This is a genomic window from Paraburkholderia sp. J11-2, from assembly GCF_905220185.1.
Taxonomy (GTDB): domain Bacteria; phylum Pseudomonadota; class Gammaproteobacteria; order Burkholderiales; family Burkholderiaceae; genus Paraburkholderia.
This window is the reverse complement of record NZ_CAJMYY010000023.1, coordinates 1-21,576: the sequence shown is the minus strand read 5'-3', so window position 1 is coordinate 21,576 and position 21,576 is coordinate 1. Positions and strand designations below refer to the sequence as shown.

19 protein-coding genes and 1 pseudogene are annotated in these 21,576 nt (G+C 65.1%); 7 read left to right on the top strand and 13 right to left on the bottom strand.

Annotation, left to right across the window (positions count from 1 at the left end; genetic code table 11):
- Window positions 1-21 precede the first annotated feature (21 nt).
- Entirely contained in the window at window positions 22-969 is a 948-nt protein-coding gene (locus tag U5A57_RS28390) for a LysR substrate-binding domain-containing protein (RefSeq protein WP_321914954.1), read from the top strand.
- Window positions 970-978: 9 nt separating this feature from the next.
- Here U5A57_RS28390 and U5A57_RS28385 read toward each other — a convergent pair whose 3' ends face one another.
- On the bottom strand, window positions 979-1,908 hold the full coding sequence (locus U5A57_RS28385) for a LysR family transcriptional regulator (RefSeq protein ID WP_321914953.1): 930 nt from the start codon (window positions 1,906-1,908) through the stop codon (window positions 979-981).
- Window positions 1,909-2,035: 127 nt separating this feature from the next.
- Between U5A57_RS28385 and U5A57_RS28380 the strand changes: the two genes are divergently transcribed.
- From U5A57_RS28380 to U5A57_RS28370, 3 genes are read left to right on the top strand one after another with little or no spacing between them, the layout of a single operon-like run.
- Window positions 2,036-2,974 carry a hydroxymethylglutaryl-CoA lyase gene (locus tag U5A57_RS28380; protein ID WP_321914952.1) on the top strand — a complete coding sequence of 313 codons (939 nt, stop codon included), beginning with the start codon at window positions 2,036-2,038 and terminating at the stop codon, window positions 2,972-2,974.
- Between the two features lie 16 nt (window positions 2,975-2,990).
- Entirely contained in the window at window positions 2,991-4,142 is a 1,152-nt protein-coding gene (locus U5A57_RS28375; RefSeq protein ID WP_321914950.1) for a CaiB/BaiF CoA-transferase family protein, read from the top strand.
- A 60-nt stretch (window positions 4,143-4,202) separates the two neighbouring features.
- On the top strand, window positions 4,203-5,642 hold the full coding sequence (locus U5A57_RS28370; protein WP_321914948.1) for an MFS transporter: 1,440 nt from the start codon (window positions 4,203-4,205) through the stop codon (window positions 5,640-5,642).
- Window positions 5,643-5,691: 49 nt separating this feature from the next.
- Here the strand turns inward: U5A57_RS28370 and U5A57_RS28365 are convergent, their stop codons facing one another.
- From U5A57_RS28365 to U5A57_RS28325, 9 genes are all read right to left on the bottom strand, one after another.
- Window positions 5,692-6,030 carry a DUF2322 family protein gene (locus U5A57_RS28365; RefSeq protein ID WP_321915090.1) on the bottom strand — a complete coding sequence of 113 codons (339 nt, stop codon included), beginning with the start codon at window positions 6,028-6,030 and terminating at the stop codon, window positions 5,692-5,694.
- Between the two features lie 73 nt (window positions 6,031-6,103).
- Window positions 6,104-7,486, bottom strand: coding sequence for an amidase (locus U5A57_RS28360; protein WP_321914947.1), 1,383 nt, complete (start codon window positions 7,484-7,486; stop codon window positions 6,104-6,106).
- Window positions 7,487-7,548: 62 nt separating this feature from the next.
- Window positions 7,549-8,250 carry a DUF2848 domain-containing protein gene (locus U5A57_RS28355; protein WP_321914946.1) on the bottom strand — a complete coding sequence of 234 codons (702 nt, stop codon included), beginning with the start codon at window positions 8,248-8,250 and terminating at the stop codon, window positions 7,549-7,551.
- A gap of 69 nt (window positions 8,251-8,319) precedes the next feature.
- Complete coding sequence (locus U5A57_RS28350; protein WP_415774113.1) at window positions 8,320-9,627, bottom strand: MFS transporter; 1,308 nt, start codon at window positions 9,625-9,627, stop codon at window positions 8,320-8,322.
- Window positions 9,628-9,676: 49 nt separating this feature from the next.
- Window positions 9,677-10,333 carry a DUF4286 family protein gene (locus tag U5A57_RS28345; RefSeq protein WP_321914944.1) on the bottom strand — a complete coding sequence of 219 codons (657 nt, stop codon included), beginning with the start codon at window positions 10,331-10,333 and terminating at the stop codon, window positions 9,677-9,679.
- Window positions 10,334-10,433: 100 nt separating this feature from the next.
- Complete coding sequence (locus tag U5A57_RS28340; RefSeq protein WP_321914943.1) at window positions 10,434-11,483, bottom strand: LysR family transcriptional regulator; 1,050 nt, start codon at window positions 11,481-11,483, stop codon at window positions 10,434-10,436.
- Window positions 11,484-11,569: 86 nt separating this feature from the next.
- Window positions 11,570-13,036, bottom strand: a complete 1,467-nt coding sequence (locus tag U5A57_RS28335; protein WP_321915089.1) for an MFS transporter — start codon at window positions 13,034-13,036, stop codon at window positions 11,570-11,572.
- A gap of 164 nt (window positions 13,037-13,200) precedes the next feature.
- On the bottom strand, window positions 13,201-13,737 hold the full coding sequence (locus U5A57_RS28330; protein ID WP_321914942.1) for a hypothetical protein: 537 nt from the start codon (window positions 13,735-13,737) through the stop codon (window positions 13,201-13,203).
- Between the two features lie 337 nt (window positions 13,738-14,074).
- Window positions 14,075-15,502: a PLP-dependent aminotransferase family protein gene (locus U5A57_RS28325; RefSeq protein WP_321914941.1), complete on the bottom strand. Its 1,428-nt coding sequence runs from the start codon at window positions 15,500-15,502 to the stop codon at window positions 14,075-14,077.
- A gap of 366 nt (window positions 15,503-15,868) precedes the next feature.
- On the opposite strand from U5A57_RS28325, the gene U5A57_RS28320 reads away from it, so the two are divergent.
- The 3 genes from U5A57_RS28320 to U5A57_RS28310 all read left to right on the top strand — a co-directional run bounded on the left by U5A57_RS28320 (window position 15,869) and on the right by U5A57_RS28310 (window position 19,658).
- The gene (locus U5A57_RS28320) at window positions 15,869-17,200 is read left to right on the top strand and encodes an amino acid permease (RefSeq protein ID WP_321915087.1); all 1,332 of its coding nucleotides are present in this window, start codon (window positions 15,869-15,871) and stop codon (window positions 17,198-17,200) included.
- Window positions 17,200-18,432: an FAD-binding oxidoreductase gene (locus U5A57_RS28315; RefSeq protein WP_321914940.1), complete on the top strand. Its 1,233-nt coding sequence runs from the start codon at window positions 17,200-17,202 to the stop codon at window positions 18,430-18,432. Before U5A57_RS28320 ends, U5A57_RS28315 begins: the two co-directional genes overlap by 1 nt.
- 74 nt (window positions 18,433-18,506) lie before the next feature.
- Entirely contained in the window at window positions 18,507-19,658 is a 1,152-nt protein-coding gene (locus U5A57_RS28310; RefSeq protein ID WP_321914939.1) for a branched-chain amino acid ABC transporter substrate-binding protein, read from the top strand.
- A gap of 378 nt (window positions 19,659-20,036) precedes the next feature.
- Here the strand turns inward: U5A57_RS28310 and U5A57_RS28305 are convergent, their stop codons facing one another.
- The 3 genes and pseudogenes from U5A57_RS28305 to U5A57_RS28295 form a co-directional block, all read right to left on the bottom strand.
- Entirely contained in the window at window positions 20,037-20,486 is a 450-nt protein-coding gene (locus U5A57_RS28305; protein WP_321914938.1) for a hypothetical protein, read from the bottom strand.
- A 101-nt stretch (window positions 20,487-20,587) separates the two neighbouring features.
- On the bottom strand, window positions 20,588-20,968 hold the full coding sequence (locus U5A57_RS28300) for a hypothetical protein (RefSeq protein ID WP_321914937.1): 381 nt from the start codon (window positions 20,966-20,968) through the stop codon (window positions 20,588-20,590).
- Window positions 20,969-20,976: 8 nt separating this feature from the next.
- Window positions 20,977-21,576, bottom strand: a pseudogene (locus tag U5A57_RS28295) (hypothetical protein); the annotation flags it as partial.

Sequence of the window (21,576 nt, the reverse complement as noted above, 5' to 3'; positions counted from 1 at the left end):
GTTAAGCCCAGGAGATCTGCCTTGAATCTGAAGCACGTCGAGGCGTTTCGCGCGGTGATGGTGTCGGGTTCGATGACGGCCGCCGCGAAAGCGCTTTACACCTCGCAGCCCAACGTGAGCCGCCTGATCGGGCAACTGGAGCGCGAGACCGGGCTCACGCTGTTTCAGCGCGTGGGCATCCGCCTCATTCCCACGAGCGAGGGCAACGCGTTTTTTCGCGAAGTCGAGCGGGCGTATGTGGGCCTGCAAGGACTCAGCAATGCCGCCGCGCAAATCCGCAATCTCGGCAGCGGACGCCTGCGTATCGCCGCGATGCCTTCTGCGGGGCTCACGCTCGTGCCGCACGCCATCGACAAGTTTCGCCGCCTGTTTCCGGGCGTGACGGTCTCGCTGCACGTGAACACCTCGGGCACGGTGAACCACTGGACCGGTTCGCAGTTTTGCGATCTGGGTGTGGCCGTGTACATCAGCGAGGCGTCGAATTGCGAGGTGGAATTGCTCTCGAAGGTCGCGGCCGTTTGCGTGATGCCGGCTTCACATTCGCTCGCGAAAAAGGCCATGATCCGGCCCGCCGATCTGGAGGGCGAGTCGTTCATCTCGCTGTGTCACGGCGACGGCACGCGCACGCAAATGGACGAAATATTCCAGCGTGCCGGGGTCGAGCGCGTCCTTGCCATCGAGGCGCAGTACACGGCAATTTGCTGCGAGATGGTCCGCTGCGGCATGGGCGTGACGCTCGCGCATCCCATCGTCGCGCGCGATTTCGCAGGGCCGGACATTGCCATCCGGCCGTTCTCGCCGGCGGTGATGTTCCCCACGTACCTGCTATTTCCGCCGAACCGGCCGCGCGAGCGTCTGGTGGCGGAGTTCGTCGAAGTACTGCGCGCGCATCACGATGGGTTGATTGCGCAGATGAAAGCGCCCGAGCGCGCGAGCGGGCGCAAGCGCACGAAGAAAGAGGCGGCTTGAGGCGGGCGCTCAGGCCGTGCGCTTCGCACCGCGTTTCTTCTGAGCCGCCCGCTCCACGAGATGCTCGACCATGCGCTGCGCCGCGGGCTGCAGCGTGTCGAACGCGCGAAAGCAGACGATGAAACGCCGCCGCGCCCAGGCATCGGTCAAGGCAATGGTGTGCACGTCCATGATGCGCCGGTAGGTGTGGCTCACCTCCTCGGGCACGACGCTGATGCCGAGATTGGCGGCCACTACGCGAAACGCCGCGTCGAGTGTCGACACCACCGCGCGATAGGCGACCGTGCGCCCGCTGCGCGCCGCCGACTGCCGCAGCATCGTATGCACGGCGGTGGAGGGCGGCAGGCCCACGTGCTCGTAATCGAGCGTCTCCTCGAAGGCGATGGTGCGGCGTTTCGCAAGCGGGTGCTCGGGATGCACGGCGAGCACGAGGCGGTCTTCACGCCAGGGGCGCGATTGCAGGCCCCCGAGTTCGACGTTGTCCCAGCACACGCCTAGCGAGGCCGCGCCGTCGCGCACACGTTGCACGAGTTCGTGCGACGTGCGCTCCTCCACGTTCACGCGAATGTTCTTGTACGCGGGCAGGCGCATGAACGACGCGAGGTCGTCGAGCAGCGCTTCGGCGATTGCGGAGGCCGAGGCGCACACGCTTACGCTGCCCGAGAGGCCGCTGCCGAGCGCGGCGACGTCGCTGGCCGCGCGCTCGAGCGTGAAGATCACGCTGCGCGCATGTTCGAGCAGCGCGAGGCCCGCCGCGGTGGGCTGCACGCCGCGGCGCGAGCGCGTGAGCAGCGGCACGCCGAATTCGCTTTCGAGCTGGGCAATGCGCTTGCTGATGGCGGAGGGCTCGATATGCTCCTCGCGCGCCGCACGTCCCATGTTGCCGTGCTCGCACACGCTCACGAGAAGGCGCAGGGTCTTGAGGTCGATGTCGTGCACGGTGTCTCCTTACGGCATTTTGTGTGTTTCCAGATTGGAATCTTAAAGCTTCCAAAATACCGCTTTATGTATTCTGCGGAATGCCTAAAGTTAGCACATCGCTGGAGACAAAAACGGAGACACCTTCATGCCCCCATTACCACGGCGCGGCGTAATACGCGAGGTCGGCCTGCGCGACGGCCTGCAGAGCATCCAGACCGTGCTGCCTACCGAGCACAAGATCGCGTGGATACGCGCGGCATACGAAGCCGGTCAGCGCGAGATCGAAGTGGGCTCGTTCGTGCCCGCGCGCCTCTTGCCGCAACTCGCCGATACGGCGGAACTCGTCGCTTACGCGAAAACGCTGCCGGACCTCTTCGTCTCGGTGCTCGTGCCGAACTTGAAGGGCGCCGAGCGAGCGCTGGAAGCGCAAGCGGACCTCATGCTCGTGCCGCTTTCTGCGAGCGAAGCGCATAGCCTTGCGAACCTGCGCAAAACGCCCGGTGAAGTGGTGGCCGAGGTGGCGCGCATGCGCGCCGCGCGCGACGCCAGCGGCGCGAAGACGCTGATCGAAGGCGGCATCGGCACGGCCTTCGGCTGCACGCTGCAAGGGCGTGTCGAGCCTGCCGAGGTGCTGCGCTGCATGCAGGCGCTGCTCGACGCGGGCGCGGACCGCGTGAGCCTCGCCGACACCGTGGGCTACGCCAACCCCGCCGCCGTGCGAGCACTCTTCGAGGCCGCGCGCGAAATCGCGGGCGAGCGTTTGTGCTGCGCGCATTTTCACGACACGCGCGGCCTCGCGCTCGCCAACGTCTATGCCGCGCTGCAGGCGGGCGTGACGCGCTTCGACGCCACGCTTGGCGGCATCGGCGGCTGCCCGCATGCGCCGGGCGCAAGCGGCAACGCGTCGAGCGAAGACCTCGCGTTCATGCTCGCGGACATGGGCATCGAAACGGGCATCGACATCGAACGGTTGCTCGCGCTGCGCGCGCGCGTGGCCGCGTGGCTGGAGGGCGAAACGCTGCACGGCACGCTCTGGCGCGCCGGCCTGCCGAAGACTTTTGGCGCAACCGCGCATCACGCCTGATTGATTGGAATTCCTTATGAATACGCAAAACCGGTTGCCACTCGAAGGCGTGCGTGTCGTCGAATTCACGCACATGGTCATGGGCCCCACCTGCGGGATGATCCTCGCGGACCTCGGCGCCGAAGTCATCAAGATCGAACCGCCAGGCGGCGACAAGACGCGCAACCTGCCGGGCCTCGGCATCGGCTTTTTCCGCTCGTTCAACCGCAACAAGAAGAGTGTGGTGCTCGACATCAACACCGAAGCGGGGCGCTCGGCGGCCGTGGAGTTGATCGGCGAGTGCGACGTGATGCTCGAAAACTTCCGGCCCGGCCTCATGGAAAAGCTCGGCCTGGATTACGCGACGCTCTCGCAGCGTTACCCGCGCCTCATCTATGTCTCGCACAAGGGCTTCTTGCCGGGCCCCTATGAAAAGCGTCTCGCGCTGGACGAAGTCGTGCAGATGATGGGCGGCCTCTCCTATATGACCGGGCCCGCGGGGCGGCCGCTGCGCGCGGGCACCTCGGTGAACGACATCATGGGTGGCATGTTCGGCGCGATTGGCGTGCTGGCCGCGCTGCGCGAGCGCGACACCACCGGCCGTGGCCAGGAGGTGCAAAGCGCGTTGTTCGAGAACTGTGTGTTCCTGAGCGCGCAGCACATGCAGCAATACGCCATGACGCACGAAGCGCCGCCGCCCATGCCGTCGCGCGTGTCGGCCTGGAGCGTGTACGACGTGTTCACGCTCGCTGAGGGCGAGCAGCTTTTCATCGGCGCGGTAAGCGACAAGCAGTTCGTGACGTTGTGCGACGTAATCGGCTGCCCGCAGCTTGCCGACGAGCCTCGCTTCGCGAACAACGCCCTGCGCGTGGCCGTGCGGCCTGAACTGCTCGAACGCCTGGGCGCAGTGTTGGCCACGCAGCAGGTCGCCGAACTCATGCCGCGCCTCGAAGCGGCAGGCATTCCCTACGCGCCGATCGTGCGCCCCGATCAGTTGCTCGACGATCCGCACCTCAAGGCGAGCGGCGGACTCGTGCCGATGCAGACCGACGACGGCGGCACGACCGAAGTCGTGCTGCTGCCGCTCATGATGGGCGGCCGCCGTCCCGGCGTGCGTCAGCCGCTCGCGAAGGTGGGCGAGCACACCGAGGAGGTGCTGGCAGGACTGAAGTCACGCGCGGCGACCTGAGCAAGCAGGCCCGGCATTCACAAGAAAGACGCCCAGCGAGGCGTCGTCACGGAGACAAGCATGCAACGAATCCTCGGGGCGGACGATCCGCTCGACGCCGTCACGGCCCAACCCGTGGGCAATCGCGCGGCGGCCGCGCTTTCCGCCAGGCTCGACCGCCTGCCCGCCACGCGCCAGCTCTGGATGCTTGTGATGCTGATATCGCTAGGCGGCTTCTTCGAGGTCTACGATCTCATCTTCACAGGGTATATCGCACCGGGCATGGCCAAAAGCGGCATGCTGCAAACCACCACGCACGCGTTTTTCGGCTTCAACGGCATAGGCGCGTTCGTGGCCGCGACGTTTGCGGGTCTTTTCGTCGGCACGTTCTGTTTCGGCTGGCTACCGGATAAATTCGGACGACGAAGCGTATTCACATTTTCGCTGCTGTGGTATTCGGCGGGCTCGGTGGCGATGGCATTCCAGCATACGTCGCAGGGGCTGATCCTGTGGCGCTTCATCACGGGCATCGGCGTGGGCATCGAGATCGTCACCATCGACAGCTACGTCACGGAGATGGTCCCGCAGCAAATGCGCGGGCGTGCGATGGCCTTGAATCAGGCGATCATGTTCTCAGCCGCGCCCATTTCAGCGCTGCTTTCGTGGTGGCTCGTGCCGCTGGCGCCGTTCGGTCTGGATGGCTGGCGCTGGGTCGTGCTTGCCGGTTCGCTCGGTGCGGCGATTGTGTGGTTCGTGCGCCGCGCCGTGCCGGAAAGTCCGCGCTGGCTCGTCACGCACGGTCAAACGGAGGCGGCCGAACGCGTGATCGCGCAGATGGAGCAGCGCGCCGTGCGCGAGAGCGGCCAGGCGTTGCCCGAGCCTTCTCCCACGCTCGTGCTGCCCGCGCATCGGCGCACTTCGCTCGCGGAGCTGTGGAAACCGCCGTACCGCGCGCGCCTCATCATGCTGATCGCGTTCAATCTGTGCCAGGCGGTGGGCTATTACGGATTCGCCAACTGGGTGCCCACGCTCCTGATCGGGCAAGGCGTGACCGTCACGAAGAGCCTGCTGTATGCGGTCGTGATCGCCATTGCGCTGCCGTGCGGGCCGTTGCTCGCGATGCTCGTGGCCGATCGCATCGAGCGCAAGTGGCTCATCGTCGGCTCGGCTTTCGCGGTGGTCGTGTTCGGGTTGCTGTTCGCGCAGGCACGCGGGCCGCTTGCGCTCATTTCGCTCGGTGTCCTGATCAGTCTGGCGGGGCAAACCATTTCCGTGTGCTATCACGCGTACCAGGCCGAGCTTTTTCCCACTGCCGTGCGTTGCAGCGCCAATGGCATCGTTTATTCCGCAAGCCGCGTGGGCGCCATGATGTCGGGTTTTATCATCGCCGCGTTGCTGCGCGATTTTGGCGTGAGCGGTGTGTTCGCCGGCATCACCGTGTGCATGCTCGCGGTGATGATTTCCATCGGCGGATTTGGGCCGCGCACGAATGGCGTGCGGCTCGAAGAGCTTTCGGCGTGAGGCAGAAGGGGATGAGGCGTGCCGGCCGGCACGCCTCGTAAGGCAACGCTCAGGCTGCGGCGATCACGTCGATGCGCAGCGCCGGGCCGCCCGCTGCGATTTCCAGCAGACGATCGACGTTCGGGTGCGCGCCCGGACGGTTGCGCGCGTCGGCGGTGTGCTCGGCGAACACGGCGAGGCCATGCTCGGCGGCGTTGGCGTCGAGCGTGCCGAAGGCTTCGCGCAGGTAGTGGTAGACCGCGAGCGAGCCCTGCTTGCCGGGCTTGTTCTCGATGCTCGCGGCGACAACGCCCTGAGCGTCCACGAGATCGATGCGCTCGATGCCGTCGATGCCCGGCAGCAGTGCGAGATTGTCCTTGAAGACGGCGCCCGGTTGAATTGCCTGAATCACTGAAAACACTCCGTTGGTTCGATAGATGGCGTATGCGGAGCCGTATCTTAGCCGATCGGAGTGAGACGCATCAGGCCCCGTTCACGCTCCGCAGCACGCTTTCGATCGCGGCGGCCACGCTCAGCACGTGCGCGTCGCTGTCGGCGAGTCCCGCCACGCTCAAGCCCACGGGCGCCTCGCCGCGCGGCGCGCACGGCAGCGACACGGCGCAGCCATCGAGGAAGTTCACCAACGAAGGATTGCGCAGCACGAGCGCGTTCGTGGCCGCGAAGTGCGCCGGGTCGGCTTCGAGCGCCGCGATTGTCGGCGGCACGATGGGCACGGTCGGCATGAGGAAGGCGTCGAAACCCGCGAGCGCGGCGCGCGCCTGTGCGATTGCGGCGGCGCGCGCGGCAAGCAGGTCGAGGTAGTCGGCGGCGCTCGCCGTTTCGCCCAGACGGATGCGCGCGAGCACGCGTGGGTCGTAGCGCTGCGCGTGTGCAGGCAGACGGCTGCGGTGCGTGGCAAAGGCCTCGATCGGCGAGAAGCCGAAGCGGTTGATGGCGGGCAGCGTCTCCAGCAGCGGCAGGGTCAGCGGCGTGATCTGCATGCCCGCACGCGAGAGGCGCGTGAGCGTGGCTTCCCACGTGCGCGCGACATGCGCGTCCATGCCTTCGGTCACGTAGTTCGCAAGGACCGCAAGGCGCAGGCCCTTGGGCTCGGCGGTGCGTACGTCCGCGGCGTTTGCGTCCGTTGCCAGGCCCGCGAGCACACGGTCCACCAGCGCGCAGCACGCCACGCTCGGGGCGATGGCGCCGATTGAGTCGAGCGTGGTCGAAAGCGGGAACACGCCGGCCGTCGGCACGCGCCGGGCCGTGGGCTTGAAGCCGGTGAGGCCGCAGAACGCGGCGGGAATGCGCAACGAGCCGCCCGTGTCGCTGCCAAGTCCGGCCGCGGCCATGCCACCCGCCACCGAGGCCGCCGCGCCCGACGACGAGCCGCCCGCCACGCGTGCCCCGTCGCCGTCACGCCACGGCGAGCGCGGCGTGCCGCGCCACGGGTTGAGGCCGAGCCCAGAGAACGCGAATTCGCTCATGTTGGTGCGCCCGAGCGGGACGGCCCCGGCGCGGCGCAGACGCGCCACGGCGGGCGCGTCGAAGGTGGCGGGTGGGGCGTCGTCGAGCACGCGCGAACCCGCGCGCGTGGGCTCGCCCGCCACGTCGAACAGGTCCTTGATGGAGACCGGCAGGCCCGCGAGCGGTGAAAGCCGCACGCCCGCGCGGCGCAGCGCGTCCTGGGCGTCGGCCTCGCGCCGCGTGCGTTCGGCGTCGAGGGCGATGAACGCGTGGCCGCCGTTGCCGCCTTCGGCGGCAATGCGCTCCAGCGCGGTTTCCACGAGCGCGCGGCTCGTCGTGCGGGCCGCGTCGAGATCGGCGGCGAGTTGGGAGAGGCGCGTGGCAGGAATGAATGACATGGGTTTCGTTGCGCGTGTACGAGGAAAAGGATGAGTGCTCAGACCACCGCTCAGGCGACCGCTTATGCCACAACCGGCAGCGCGCGAACCGCGTAACGCGCGCGCAGGCTGCGTTCGAGCACCGGGTCGTGCAGTTCCAGCTCGAACGCGTCGCCCGACTCCATCGCCGCCATCTCGCCGTTCACGGCGAGCGTGCCGCTGTACATCGCGCTGCCGGGCGGCAACGCGCCCGTTTCCGTATAGCGGCGCCACAGGTCGGCGGGCGGCAGCAGGCCGTCCACGGCGCCGCTCTGGTAGGCGCGCGTTTCGCCGGTCGCGGCAACGAGCGTGGCGCGCATCGTCAGGCGGTCCCAGTGGCCCGCCACGTCTTCGTAGCGCCACGCCTCGCGGCCCAGCGGCTTCGGGCACACCTGCTTGGATACCGCCACGCTGTAGGCCTCCGCTTTGCGGTCGGTGTGATCGGAGCCGATCGTCACGAGCGTGCCGAGCGGGCTCGCCACGAGCACGCACTCGATCTCGCCGCTCGTGTGCGTGCCGAGCACGTCCACGGTTTCGGCCTGGTTCAGTTGCTCCGCACCCACGCGGTAGAAGAGCGGCGTGCTCGAAGGCGGCGCCACGCCGAGCGCGGCGAGTTCGTCGATGTGATGCTGGATCGCGTGAGCGTCGCGGCCGGCCCAGCCGGCGATCACCAGCGTGTCGATATCGATCGAAAGCGGCGTGGCTGCGCCGCCGGCCGGAAGGACGGTGAAGGAAAGCGTGGTCATGATGGCAGTTCGAAAGGGGGAGGACGCACCCGGCGCACTGGCTGCGCGCGCCGGGAGGAAAAGCGGAGATCAGTCCTGCAGCGGGCGATGCGCGGTTTCGCGGGCGGCGATCAGCGCGATGCCGGTGACGATGAGCGCGCCGCTCACATAGAGCGAGACGGCTGCCGTGCTGTGCCAGGTGCGAAACAGCGCGACGATGATGAGCGGTGCGAAGCCGCCGCCGAGAATCCCGGCGAGCGTATAGGCGAGCGAGGAGCCGGCATAACGCACGCGGGTCGGGAACTGCTCGGTGACGAAGGCGGCTTGCGGGCCGTACATCACCGCGTGAATCACGAGGCCGATCATCACGGCGAGCACGATCAGCGCGGGCTGCGAGGTGTTCATCAGCATGAAGAAGCCGAATGCCCAGACCATGGCCGCGATCACGCCGCCGAGGTACACGGGACGCCGCCCGAAACGGTCGGAGAGCGCGCCGAAGAACGGCACGGCAAGGGCGTTGCAGGCGGTGCCCGCGAGCACGGCGGTGAGCGCGAGGGAGCGCGAGAGGTTGAGCACCGTGGTCACATAGGTGAGCGTGAACACGACGAGCAGCGCGTACAGCACGTCGGAGCCGATACGCGCGCCGCCCGCCACGATGAGGCGCCGCCAGTGCTGCGAGAACACTTCGAGCACGGGCACTTCCGCGGTGGCGTGCGCTTCGTTCAGCTTTTCGAATTGCGGCGTTTCGCCAACGCTGCTGCGCACCCAGATGCCGAACAGCACGAGCAGCAGGCTCGCGAGGAACGGCACGCGCCAGCCCCACGAGAGGAACGCATCGGACGACACGGAAATCGTGATGAACGCGATGAAGCCCGTGCCGAGCAGCGTGCCGAACGAGGGCCCGACTTGTGCCCACGAAGCGTTCAGGCCGCGCTTTTTCTGGTCGCCGTGCTCAACCGCGAGCAGCACCGCGCCCGCCCATTCGCCGCCTAGCGCGATGCCCTGCACGAAGCGCAGCGCGACGAGCAGCATGGGGCTCAGGATGCCGGCCGTGGCGTAGGTGGGCAGCACGCCCATCAGCGCGGTGGTGATGCCCATGAGCACGAGCGTGAGCATGAGCACGGCGCGCCGGCCCATGCGGTCGCCGAGATTGCCGAAGATGAAGCCGCCGAGCGGCCGCGACACGTAGCCCACGGCATAGGTCGAGAACGCGAGCAGCGTGCCCGCGAGCGGGTCGACCGAAGGGAAGAACAGATGATTGAAGACCAGCGCGGCAAGCGTGTTGTAGACGGTGAAGTCATACCATTCGAGCGACGTGCCGATCATGCTGGCGCTCGCAAGGCGGCCGCGTCCGGTGCGGGTGCGGCCGATCGCCGGGGCTTGAGCGAGAGAGTTCATCGGATTCTCCATAGTCGTTGGGCGTGAAGCGCCTGGGGCTACTGCTGTGTCACGCCGCGAGGCGCCAGAGCATGTCGAAGCTGCGCACCGTCTCGCGCGCCACGCCCGCGGCTTGCGCGAGCTGTTCGGCGGCGGCGCGCGCTGCAGCGTTCGAACTGCCTTCCACGAACACGACCGCGTCTTCTTGCACGGCGCGCGCCGTGCCCGCAGCGCCGCCGGTCGCAAGCGGCGAGGAAAGCGTGCCCTCGGTGCGGAACACGCGCACCGCGTGAACGCCGGGCGCGTGCGTGGCGGCGTCGGCCGCATCGCGCCAGGTTGCGGCGGCGAGCGCTTGCGGCGCGGCCACGAAGATCGCGACGTGCGCGCCTTCGCCTTCACCCGCTTCGAATGCAAGCTCGCCCACGCGGCGCTGCGTATCGTTCATGCGCGCGAAGTTGCGCAGCGACCAGTCGGTCTGCACGGTGAAGGCCTGGCGGTAGGCGTCGCTGCGGAACACATCGAGCGATTCCGTCACGTAGAGCGCGAGATAGCGGCGCGCGTGGCCGTCGTTGGCGAGGAAGCGGCGCGCATGGCGAAAGCCGCGAATGCCGACGCGTTCCTGCATGTGCTCGCGATCGTACCAGGCGTTGAAGTCGGCTTCGGCGTGCGGGTCGGTGTCGGTCCAGATGCAAAGCTGGCCGGGCTGGGCGTTCTGTGTCGTGCTCATCGGTTCTTCCTGCGCATACGTTGTATCGGATAGACGCAGTTTGGCGAGCACGGGCCGCTTCGGTCCAACAAGAAAAAAAATACGCAGTGAACAGGTTTTTTTATCGCTTGTTTTTGTCACTGGCGGCGCGGGCCGGTTTTGCCGGGCGCTGGCGCGCGGTTTTCGCCGCGGGTTTGGCAACCCCTGCCGCGCGGGCCGGGGCTTTCGGGCGGCGCGTGGTGCTGGCGGATACAGCCGGCGTTGCGCCATCCAGCTCCGGCCCCAAAGCGAGCACGAACGCTTGCGCCTGTTCGGCCGCGAGTTCGGCGATACGCGCGGGCAGCGGCTGGCTCTGCAGACGGTAGCTCGCCACGAGCGGCAGCGGCACGAAGCCGCTTTCCACGTCGAGCACTTCGAGCGCGCCTTCGCGCAGCTCGCGCTGGATGATGGCGGGCGGCAGCACCGCCACGCCGAAGCCGTCTGCCACGAGGCGGATCATCGCCGCCACGGAACTAATGCAGTTGATGCGCACCGGGCGCTCGACCGCGCGTGCGAACTCGCGTTCGAGCGCGATATGCGGTCCCGAATTGCGCGAGAAGCTGAGGATGGGAAATTCGGCGAGCCGCGCAAGATCGACGCGTTGGCCCGAAAGCCCGAGCGTGGGGCTGGCCACCCAGCGCATGGGGAACTCGCACAGCGGCACGTCGGCGAATTCGCGGTCGCCCAGCGCGTGCGTTTGCAGGATCAGATCGACGGCGTCGGCGCGCAGCAATTGTGTGAGGTGAATCGTGGTGTCGCTCGTGACCTCGATCTCCAGATGTGGAAAGCGCTCGCGCACGCGCGCCATCACCGCGGGAAACCAGCTATGCACGATCGACTCGACCACGCCGATGCGAATGAGGCCGCCGCCGCCGCTCGCGTCCTCGACTTCGCGGCGCATCTCCTCGCCGAGATTCACGATGCGCTCGGCGTACGCGAGCATCTTGCGGCCCGCGGGCGTGAGCGTGGCCGAGCGCGAATTGCGGTCGAACAGGCGCACCTCGAAGCTCTCCTCCAGCGCCGCGATACGGCTCGACACCGCCGCCTGCGTGGTGTGGAGCTTTTCCGCGGTGAGGCGGAAATTTTGCAGGCGCGCTAGCCAGATAAATGTTTCGAGAAACCGGATATTCATGATTCGAAGGAGGGCGGACGGCGAGGACGCATGATAGCGCGCCGTATTTCCGTTGCCGGCCGAATCGGTGCCAACGGTTGATCGACTCACTCCTCTCCCACCGCCGAAAGCGGCGCGGCCACATGCTCGAGCGACTTGCGCTCCGCGTCCACGCCCCAGACCGCAGCGACGAGCGCAGCGCCGAGCATGAGTGCCGATCCCACCACGTAGCCCGTGAACACTTCGCTGCGCTGATGCGTATCGATCAGTCGTCCGAAGAATGCCGGGCCGATGATGCCGCCCAACGCCGTGCCGAACGCATAGAACACGGCGATCGCAAGGGCCCGAATCTCCAGCGGAAACGATTCGCTCACGGTGAGATAGGCGGAACTGGCGGCGGCCGAGGCGAAAAAGAAAATCACCATCCACGCGACGGTTTGCATCGTCGCCGTGAGCATGCCCTGCTCGAAGAGCCACCCGCTCACCGTGAGCAGCACGCCCGAGAGCGCATAGGTCGCGGCGATCATCGTGCGCCGTCCGATCACGTCGAACAAACGCCCCAGCACGAGCGGACCGAGGAAGTTGCCGAGCGCGAACGGCAGCAGATAGAGGCCCACGTCGCCGCCCGGCACGTGATAGAACTCCGTGAGCACGAGCGCGTAAGTAAAGAAAATGGCGTTGTAGAAGAAGGCCTGGGCCGTCATGAGCGAAAGACCCACCAGCGCGCGGCGGCGGTGCCGCACGAAGATGGCGTGGAACACCGCGCGTAGCGGCGTGTGACTGCGCGCATGCAAACGCAGCGGGGCGTCGGGTGGATCTTTCAGCGTATGGCCCGCGTCGCGAAAGCGCGTTTCGATGGTCTTCACGATCCGCTTTGCTTCGTCGTGCTCGCCATGCGTGAGGAGCCAGCGCGGGCTTTCGGGAATCCAGCGGCGCATGGGCAAGATGATGAGCGCGAGCACCGCGCCAATCAAGAAACACACGCGCCAGCCCCAGTCGGCGGGCAGCAGGTGCGGGTCGAGCAGCACGAGCGAGCCCGCCGCGCCAATGGCCGCGCCGACCCAGAACGTGCCATTGATGCTGAGGTCGGTCCAGCCGCGCACGCGCGCGGGCGTGAACTCCTGAATCGTCGAATTGATGGCCGCGTACTCGCCGCCGATGCCCGCGCCCGTGATGGCGCGAAAAGCCACGAAGCTCGCGAAGCTCCACGAGAACGCAGTCGCGGCGGTGGCGAGCAGATACACCGCGAGCGTGATGAAGAAGAGTTTGCGGCGCCCCAGCCGGTCCGTGAGCCAGCCGAAGCCGAGCGCGCCGCACACCGCGCCCGCGATATACGCGCTGCCCGCGAGTCCCACCTGCGCGTTGTCCAGATGCAGCACCGGGCTCGTTTTTAGCGCACTCGCTACGGCGCCGGCCAGCGTGACTTCGAGACCGTCGAGCAGCCAGGTGACGCCCAGCGCCACGACGATGAGCACGTGAAAGCGCCCCCACGGCAAGCGGTCGAGGCGCGCGGGCAGCGTGGTTTCGATGATGGCGGGTTTATCGGTCGTCCCGGTCGTATCTGGAGGATTCATCGGGCAAGGCGAGGTTCGGCACGCGATGCCTTGGAGCATGCGCCGTTCCTGAAATATGCACGTTGAGCCTATTATTGATGCGATTAACGATTCATCCGGCGCTGGGATGATTACGCCGTTTTAAGCACTCTTCCCAATTCGCCGGATCAATTCAATACGCGCGTTCAGAAGCCGCGCCGAACCGTAACCGTTGCGCCCGTGCTATGCGAATGAAGAATGGCGACGCGCGCGGTGGCGGAAAACACCCACTCGTCCATGGTCAGCGAGAGCCTGCGTTGAGGTTGCGCGCCAATGTTCAGCGTGCCGTCGGGCACTTGAAGAATTGAAATCTGGGGCGCCGTAGAAGGGCCCATCTGCAGATAATCGGAACTCGGCCGCGCAGCTTGCTGCACGCCGTCACTGCTCCCGGGCGCGGACTTTACGAAGTCGTAATGGTATTTCTCCGGTACCACCGGCGCGCTATAAAAACCTTCGACTTGCGCGTAAAACGGCTTGGGCTGATTCGCCTGGTATTCCATTTCGTACCGGTGCAGATACGCCTGGGGTTCCGGTGGCAGTGCTGGAATCACTTCCATAGGCATTGACGGGATATTGGCGACCGTCATGGTTTCGGGAGCGTTCAAGCCGGTGCTCTGAGCGAACGCATAACCGCTCAGCATAAAAAAGGCTGCACCGACAATCTTTTCGTTCAGGCACGTCATGAGCATGCCTCCAATGACGAACTCGAAACATCAAAACTGCCGAACGTTCCTGCTCAACTGACCGCCATTGCATCGACTGCACCCATGCATTCTAGTACCTGAATGGCTTCATGCCAGCCGAATGTGCGCGAACGCCCCGCAGATGGATGTGAAGTCCACCAGCTAGCAGATGGCGTGCAATGTCGTTGCCTAACATCGCAGACGATATGACCGATTCAGGCGGCAGCAAGACCACCCGCAGCGGCAGAAATTGCGGATGGTCGTGCGGATAATCGACGGGCTCACGCCAGAGGCGAGCCCACCGGCGCTAGCGCATTGGGGGAAATACGAGTGCGGGTTAGATCGTGCCGAAGAGCGCGCGCGGCCGGTCCTGCAGCGTGCGCGCGAGGACCTTCAGTGCGCGCGCGAGTTGCTCCCGCGAGGTTGCACACGCGAGGTTGATACGTACGCCGTGCTCGAGCGTCGAGCGGTCCACGGCGAACGCCGAGGCGGGCATGGTGTTCACGCCGCGCGCCAGCGCGTTGGCGGCGAAGTCGTCGGAACGCCACGGGGCCGGCACGCGCAACCAGACGAACATGCACGCCGGGTCGCTATTGAGCAGGTCGCGCGGCAAGATTTCGAGCGCGAGCGCTTGCCGTGCCTGCAGCTCCGCACGCTGCGCTTCGAGTATGAGGTGCGCGGTGCCGTCCTCGATCCAGCGCGTCGTGATGAGCGTGGTGAGCGGCGCGGGCATCCAGGCCGTCGTGCGCACGGCCTCGGCAGCGAGCGCCGCGCCATGCGGCGGCGTGTGCAGATAGCCAATGCGCAGCCCGGGTGCGAGCACCTTCGACGTAGAGGCCACGTGGAAGGTCAGCTCCGGGCACAGGCTCGCGATGGTCGGCAGGCGCTTGCGCAGCAACGGCCCGTACACGTCGTCCTCGATGATCGCCACATGGTGCCGGCGCGCGATCTCCACGAGCGCGAGGCGACGCTCGAGGCTCATCGTCACCACGCTCGGGTTCTGCAGGTTAGGCACGGTGAAGATCGCCTTCACCGGCATGCGGCGGCAGGCCTCTTCGAGCTGATCGGGCAGGAGGCCTTCGGCATCGCTTGGGATACCGACTAGTTCGAACTGGAATACGGGTGCGAGCGCTTTCAGGCCGTAATAGGTCAGCTTGTCGGAGAGGATCACGCCTTCGTGTCCCATCAGGCTGCTCAAGACCGCGTAGAGGCCGTGCTGCGCGCCGCTCGTCACGACGAGATTATCGGGCGAGGGCGTGAAGCCAGGCGCGGCGATCCATTGCGCGCCCGCCGCGCGCGCCCATTCCGCGCCCTGGGGCGGCTGATATTCCTGAGTTTCCGCAAAGCGCGGGTCGCGCGAGATCTGCGCCATCGTGCGGGCGAGTTGCGTGAGGAATTCGCCAGTCGCCGGGCGGTTGACGGTGAGGTCGACCACGCCGCTCGCTTCGGCGCCGTTCGCCTCCGCGCTTCGCTGCGCCGCGGCGCCAACGGCCGGCATGGCGCCGCCGGTGACGATCGAGCCGCGCCGCTTGCTCGCAACGATCAGCCCGCGCGCCTGCAACTCCTTGTAGGCGCGCGAAACAGTGGAAACGTTGATGCCCAGCTCCACGGCCAGATCGCGCTGCGGCGGCAAGCGACTGCCTGGCGGGTACTGACCGCTGCGCACCTGCTCCTCGAGATTGCGGGAGACCTCCAGATACGTGGCTTGACGACCTTTTGTCTGGATATTCTCATCCGTTTTTGTCTGGTAATCGTCGGCTTTCATGCAAGTAGTAACTCCATACAAAACTCGATCGTCTGCCACATCACCGCGCTGCACTGAGGCACATCACCCGCGCCCCTGCTGCATCTTTAACCCAAAAACACAAGATATGGCAAGTGTTTGGCTGCGCGTGCCCTGAAGCGTTAGATCACTCGCCAGGGAAATTCCTGGTCTCCACACAAAGTCTTTTTAATTGCACACAAAAAATTATTGTGTGAGTATGAATCCAAGATTTTGTTCGGCCAGCAGCTCGGCGCAACACGCACTGTATTACAGGAGGACAGTCTCGTGGCATCCCGGCAATCCACACCCGCTTCAGGCGCAACATCCACACCCCTCGGCCATTCGCTGCGCAAGCGGCACGTCACGATGATTTCGCTCGGCGGCATCATCGGCGCGGGGCTGTTCGTCGGCAGCAGCGCCACCATCAACGCGATGGGGCCCGCTGCCTGCCTGAGCTACCTGCTGGCGGGCATCGTCGTGCTGTTCGTCATGCGCATGCTCGGCGAGATGGCGCTCGCGCATCCGGGCGTCGGCTCGTTCACGGAATTCACGCGCATTGGTCTTGGCGACTGGGCCGGTTTCACGAACGGCTGGCTGTACTGGTACTTCTGGGTGATCGTGGTGGCCGTGGAAGCGGTGGCGGGCGCGGGCATCCTGCAGCGCTGGATTCCCGCGCCAGTGTGGGTGATCGGGCTCGTGCTGCTCTCGTTCATGACGGTCGTGAACCTGCTCTCGGTGAAATCATATGGAGAATTCGAGTACTGGTTCGCGTCGATCAAGGTCGCGGCCATCATCGTATTCATCGTGGTGGGCGCGAGCTATCTGTTCGGGTTCAGCTCGTGGCACCAGACCGTGAACAATCTGAGCGGCGACCACGGCTTCATGCCGTTCGGCGCGATGTCGATCTTCGCGGGCGTGCCCACCGTGATCTTCGCTGTGGGCGGCGCGGAGATCGCGACCATTGCCGCGGCCGAATCCGACGACCCGGGCCGCAACGTCGCCTCGATGACCCGGTCGGTCATCCTGCGCGTGATCACGTTCTATGTCGGCTCGCTTTTCGTGATTGCGTGCATCGTGCCGTGGGCGAGCATCAAGGTGGGTTACTCGCCGTTCGTGGCCGCGCTCGAAACCATGCATATTCCGGGCGCTGCGGACATCATGAATGCAATCGTTCTGGTGGCGGTGCTCTCGGCGCTGAACTCCGGGCTCTATGTGTCCTCGCGCATTGTGTTCCGGCTTGCCGAACGCCGCGACGCGCCGCGCGCGCTGCTCACGCTCTCGAAGAGCCGCGTGCCGCGTCTGGCCGTGCTCGCGAGCAGCGTTGTCGGCTACGTGGCCATCGTGGCGGCGATCGTTTCGCCGCAGGGCGTGTTCCTCTATCTCGTCAGCGCATCGGGCGCGGTGATGCTGTTCGTGTATCTCTCCATCGCCGTCTCGCAGATCGTGATTCGCCGGCGCCTCGAGGCAACCGAGCCCGAACGGCTCACGTTCAAGATGTGGCTCTTTCCGTGGCTTTCGTGGGCCGTGGTGGCGGCCATTGCCGGTGTGCTCTGCGCGATGGGCTTCGATCACGCGCTTTCGGGGCAGCTCATGGCGAGCCTCGCGAGCGTGGCGGTGGTGTCGGCGGCCTACATGCTGACGCGCAAACGGACTCACGTGGAAGCTTTCCGTGAGCCCGCAACCAACTGGAAGAAGTAATGGCGCAAGTGGCTGTCATTGGCGCGGGGTTCGTGGGGCTGTCGTGCGCTTACTGGCTCATGCGCGACGGGCACAGCGTGACGCTGTACGACGCGCAAGGGCCGGGCGAGGGTGCCTCATATGGCAACGCGGGCACGTTCGCGAACTACGCGTGCATTCCCGTGAACAACCCCGACGTGTTTCGCAACATCCCGCGCTTTCTGTTTTCGTCTACGAGCCCGCTGCGCATTCGCTGGGGCGACGTGCCAACGCTCACGCCGTGGCTCGCACGCTTTCTGCTGAGCGCCACGCCGCGCCGCTACGCGGGCAGTGTGAATGCGCTCGCGCAACTGCTCTCGCGCGCGTTCGACGGCTACCGGGAAATGCTTGCCGTCGACACGCTCGCGGCCTTCGTGCGCGAACGCGAATGCCTCTACCTGTATTCGAGCGCGGCGTCGTTCGAGGCCGCGCAGCCGGCGCTCGAGCTGCGGCGCTCGCTAGGCGTGGCGTTCGACACGCTCGCGCGCAGCGAAATCGCGCAACTGGAGCCGGGTCTCGCGCCGCTCTTCGCGCAAGGCACGCTCTTCAAGGGCAGCTGGTTTTTGAGCGATCCACGCGGCTTTCTTCAGGCCTTGCATGCGATGTTGTCGCTGCGCGGGCTCGTGCACCGGCGCGTGGCGGTCGAGACGCTGGCGCCTGCGGCGAACGCGGTGAAGCTGATCGATTCGGCGGGCGAGACGCATGACGCCGAACACGCCATTGTGTGCGCCGGCGCGTTTTCGGGGCGTCTCGCGCGCCAATGCGGCGACGCGCTGCCGCTAGGTGTGGAGCGCGGCTATCACGTGCGCTTTCCTGGCACCGCTAACCGAATTTCGCGGCCGTGCGGCTGGGCCGAACGCGGTTTCTACATGACGCCGATGGACGGCGGCATTCGCGCAGCGGGCACGGTCGAGCTGGCGGCCAACGGCGCGGGTAAGAACGCGGACCTGCTGCGGCTTTTGACGCGCTCCGCGCAGGAGGCGCTGCCCGGATTGCCGGAGCCGGACAGCGACTGGCTTGGCTTCAGGCCGAGCCTGCCCGACGCGCTGCCCGTGGTGGGCGCGTCGAGCCGCTCGCCGCGCGTGATCTACGCGTTCGGGCATCAGCATCTGGGCGTGACGCTCGGCGGCGTGACGGGCAGCGTGGTTGCCGATCTCGTTGCGCAACGCGCGCCTCCCCTCGATCTCACGCCTTATAGTCCGCGCCGTTTTTAACCGTATTTGCAGGTACTTTCCAGCCATAACCAGGTAACACCCACCGCAACAATCTCCCTGTGAGGATGAGCATCATGAACCGCCGCACTCTCGTACTAACGATGGCCCTCGGGCTGATGGGCTTGCACGGCCCCGCGCAGGCGGCCGACCCCGAGGTGGTGAAGATCGGCTTCGCAGGTCCGCTCACGGGCCCGGTCGCGCGCGTTGGCAAGGACTTGCAGTACGGCGCGCAGCTCGCTATCGACGAGGAGAACGCCAAACACCCCGTGATTGCGGGCAAACCGGTGAAGTACGTGCTCGACGTGCAGGACGACCAGGCCGACCCGCACGTGGCCGTGCAGGTGGCGCAAAAGCTCGTGGACGACGGCGTGGTCGGCGTGATCGGCCACTACAACTCGGGTTGCAGCATTCCCGCTTCAGCCGTTTATCACAACGCGAACGTCGCCATGATCACGCCGGGCTCCACCAACCCGGCGCTGACCCAGCAGGGCTATGCGAACGTGTTTCGCACCATGGGCAACGACGGCATAGGGGGCGTGATTGCGGGCAAGTTCGCGGTGGAGCAGTTGAAGGCGAAGCGGATCGGCATCATCGACGATCGCACGGCCTTCGGCCAGGGGCTCGCCGACGCGTTCGAGAAGGGCGCGAAGGAGGCGAACGGCAATATCGTCGACCGCGAATTCACCAACGACAAAGCCGTGGACTTCCGCGCCATTCTCACGTCGCTGAAGCAGAAGAACGTCGACGTGATCTTCTTTGGCGGCCTCGATGAACAAGGCGCGATGCTTGCCAAGCAGATGCGCACGCTCGGCATGCCGGCGCGGCTCTTCGGTGCGGGCGCGTTGAAGAGCAATGCCTTCCTGCAGATCGCGGGCCCGGCTGGCGAAGGCACGCAGGATCTCGAACCGGGACCGGCGCTCGACAAGCTGCCTTCCGCGCAGGCTTTCGCAAAGCGCTACAAGGCACGATTCAATCAGGATGTCGAACTGTATGCGCCGTTCGCCTATGACGCCGCGCTCGCCATGATCAAGGCGATTCGCGACGCCGACTCGCTCGACCGCGCGAAGATCGTCGCGAGCTTCCCGAAGGTAACGGTGGTGGGCGTGACGGGCAATATTGCGTTCGATCCGCACGGCGACCTCATCAAGCCGCCTTATACGCTCTTCGAGGTGCAGCAGGGGCAGTGGAAGAGCTTGAGGACGCTTGGGGGGAATAACGGGGTGTAACTGATGCCCAGTTCTACGGCCAGATTGGGCTGCGGCGGGAAGCGCACGATTGCGTGCTCGACAGACGGGAAGAGTGCATGCTGGCCAAATTGCCGGTGAAATCATTACCGGATTTTGACGGGGATAAACGCGATCAACGCGACTTCGCGTATGGGTCGGCGCTATGGTCTTCTGAGGCGCTGCAAACGTGGCGCGGTGGATGGGCCGCGTGCTCAAAATCCGACGAGCGGCGCTTCAGCCGACAGTAATGGTGGCTGCGAATTGAAACCTGCCAAGTCGTAGTTCGCATGAGCCGGTCATGCAGCCGCCAGTGCCGGCGGCTGTTCGACGAACGATCCGCAGGCATGATACGGGGAGATCTGTTGCGCGACGAGATTCTCAATCATCGGCTTGAGTGACCTTGATATAAGGCTTCAAACCAGGGTTGGATAAAGCGAGAAGATTGAGCGTTGCGCCACCAAATCGCCACGCGAATTCGTCGTCCAACGTGTCGCTGTAGTTCGCCACCGGTACTTCGAGCGGAAAGAGGCGCGCAGTCGCCGAAAGCACTTTCTCCTCCTCAAGCGTGTACGAAACGAGTGCCTGTTTCTCTTCAAACCACATTACAACAACGCACCGCTTTACAGGATGATTAGCGATCAATACCCTCTGCACTGTTGATGCTGCATCATTTCCATTCGAATCCTCACTATAGTCGAACGGCTGTGCGTCGCCGAGCTGTGTCGAGTCGGCGCCTGAATTCGCACTGAACAAGTCATTGCCAAACGTATCACCTTTGTTGATTCCCGTATCGCCGGCGTCCGAATCACTATTACCGCCGCCGAGCAACGTGCCTGTTGCCTACTCGACGACCCTTAACGCGTTGCTGCACGCGGACCATTGCAATTGCTCCCAGCGGAAAACGCTCGCGCGAGTTGGATTTTTTCCTTTCACTCTGCACCCTCCAGAACCTGCATCGAATCGAACTCGACAGCGATTGCAAAGCCAGCGGTGGGATGTAGATAGACAATATGCTGCGCTGCCCTTTTGCCCGGCAATGAGCGCTTCAACAGATTCCGTGCAAGTGATTCAACTTCCGTGTTTGGCTGTGCCCTCTCCAACGACAGCACGATATTGACGGTCCCACCATTCTCAATTCCCAAACGAGTCATGCCTTGAAAGGTGACCGTAGCTGTTCGCGTACCTAGCTTGAGACTCAGAATCAATGTATCGGGGCAACTGATGTCTAATTGATTTTGTAGCGCGATGCGAAAAATGTACCAATCATGAAAGTAGTCATACGCGTGGAGCGTTGCATCAATATCTGTCACAGCTTGCCTCACCAAGGAAGAATTGAAACGGGCCAACCCTGATCACGTGCATTTCCTTCCCAGTTATGCGCATGCGGATTAGGCTGGCCGTGATGCACATCAAAGTCTATATCAACGCTTGCGTTGCCGTTGGAATCAAACATGCGCCATTGTTTCTTCATACCAGGACCGCTTTCGATCCAGGAGTTCGGATCACCGGTCATATCTGGAATGCCCGCCAGGTCGAATGCATCACCCTCGGTGGAAGCAGGCAAATAGGTAAACGACTGCGCATCCCCAAGTGGCGTTGAGCCTTCCGGGGTCGCGTCATCATCGTCCGAAACATCGTCACTGCCTCCGGGCAACGCACCTGCCATCGTTTCCATGAGCCCCAAAAGTCCTGCGCCTCCATCTCCTTCGCTGGCACTCGCGGCACTGCGCACAACTTGTGTCAGTCCCGTTGAGGCTTTGGCTACCTGCGAGGGCACATCGAATGCCGTAGACAGGACCGATCCTGCTCCAGTCGTTTTTTCCTCCTGTGCGGCCTTGAACGCGACCCATTCATCCCATGTCAATGGACGGTTCGCGTTTCCCCCACCGGCTGCACTTGCCGACTGCCAGAACTGCGT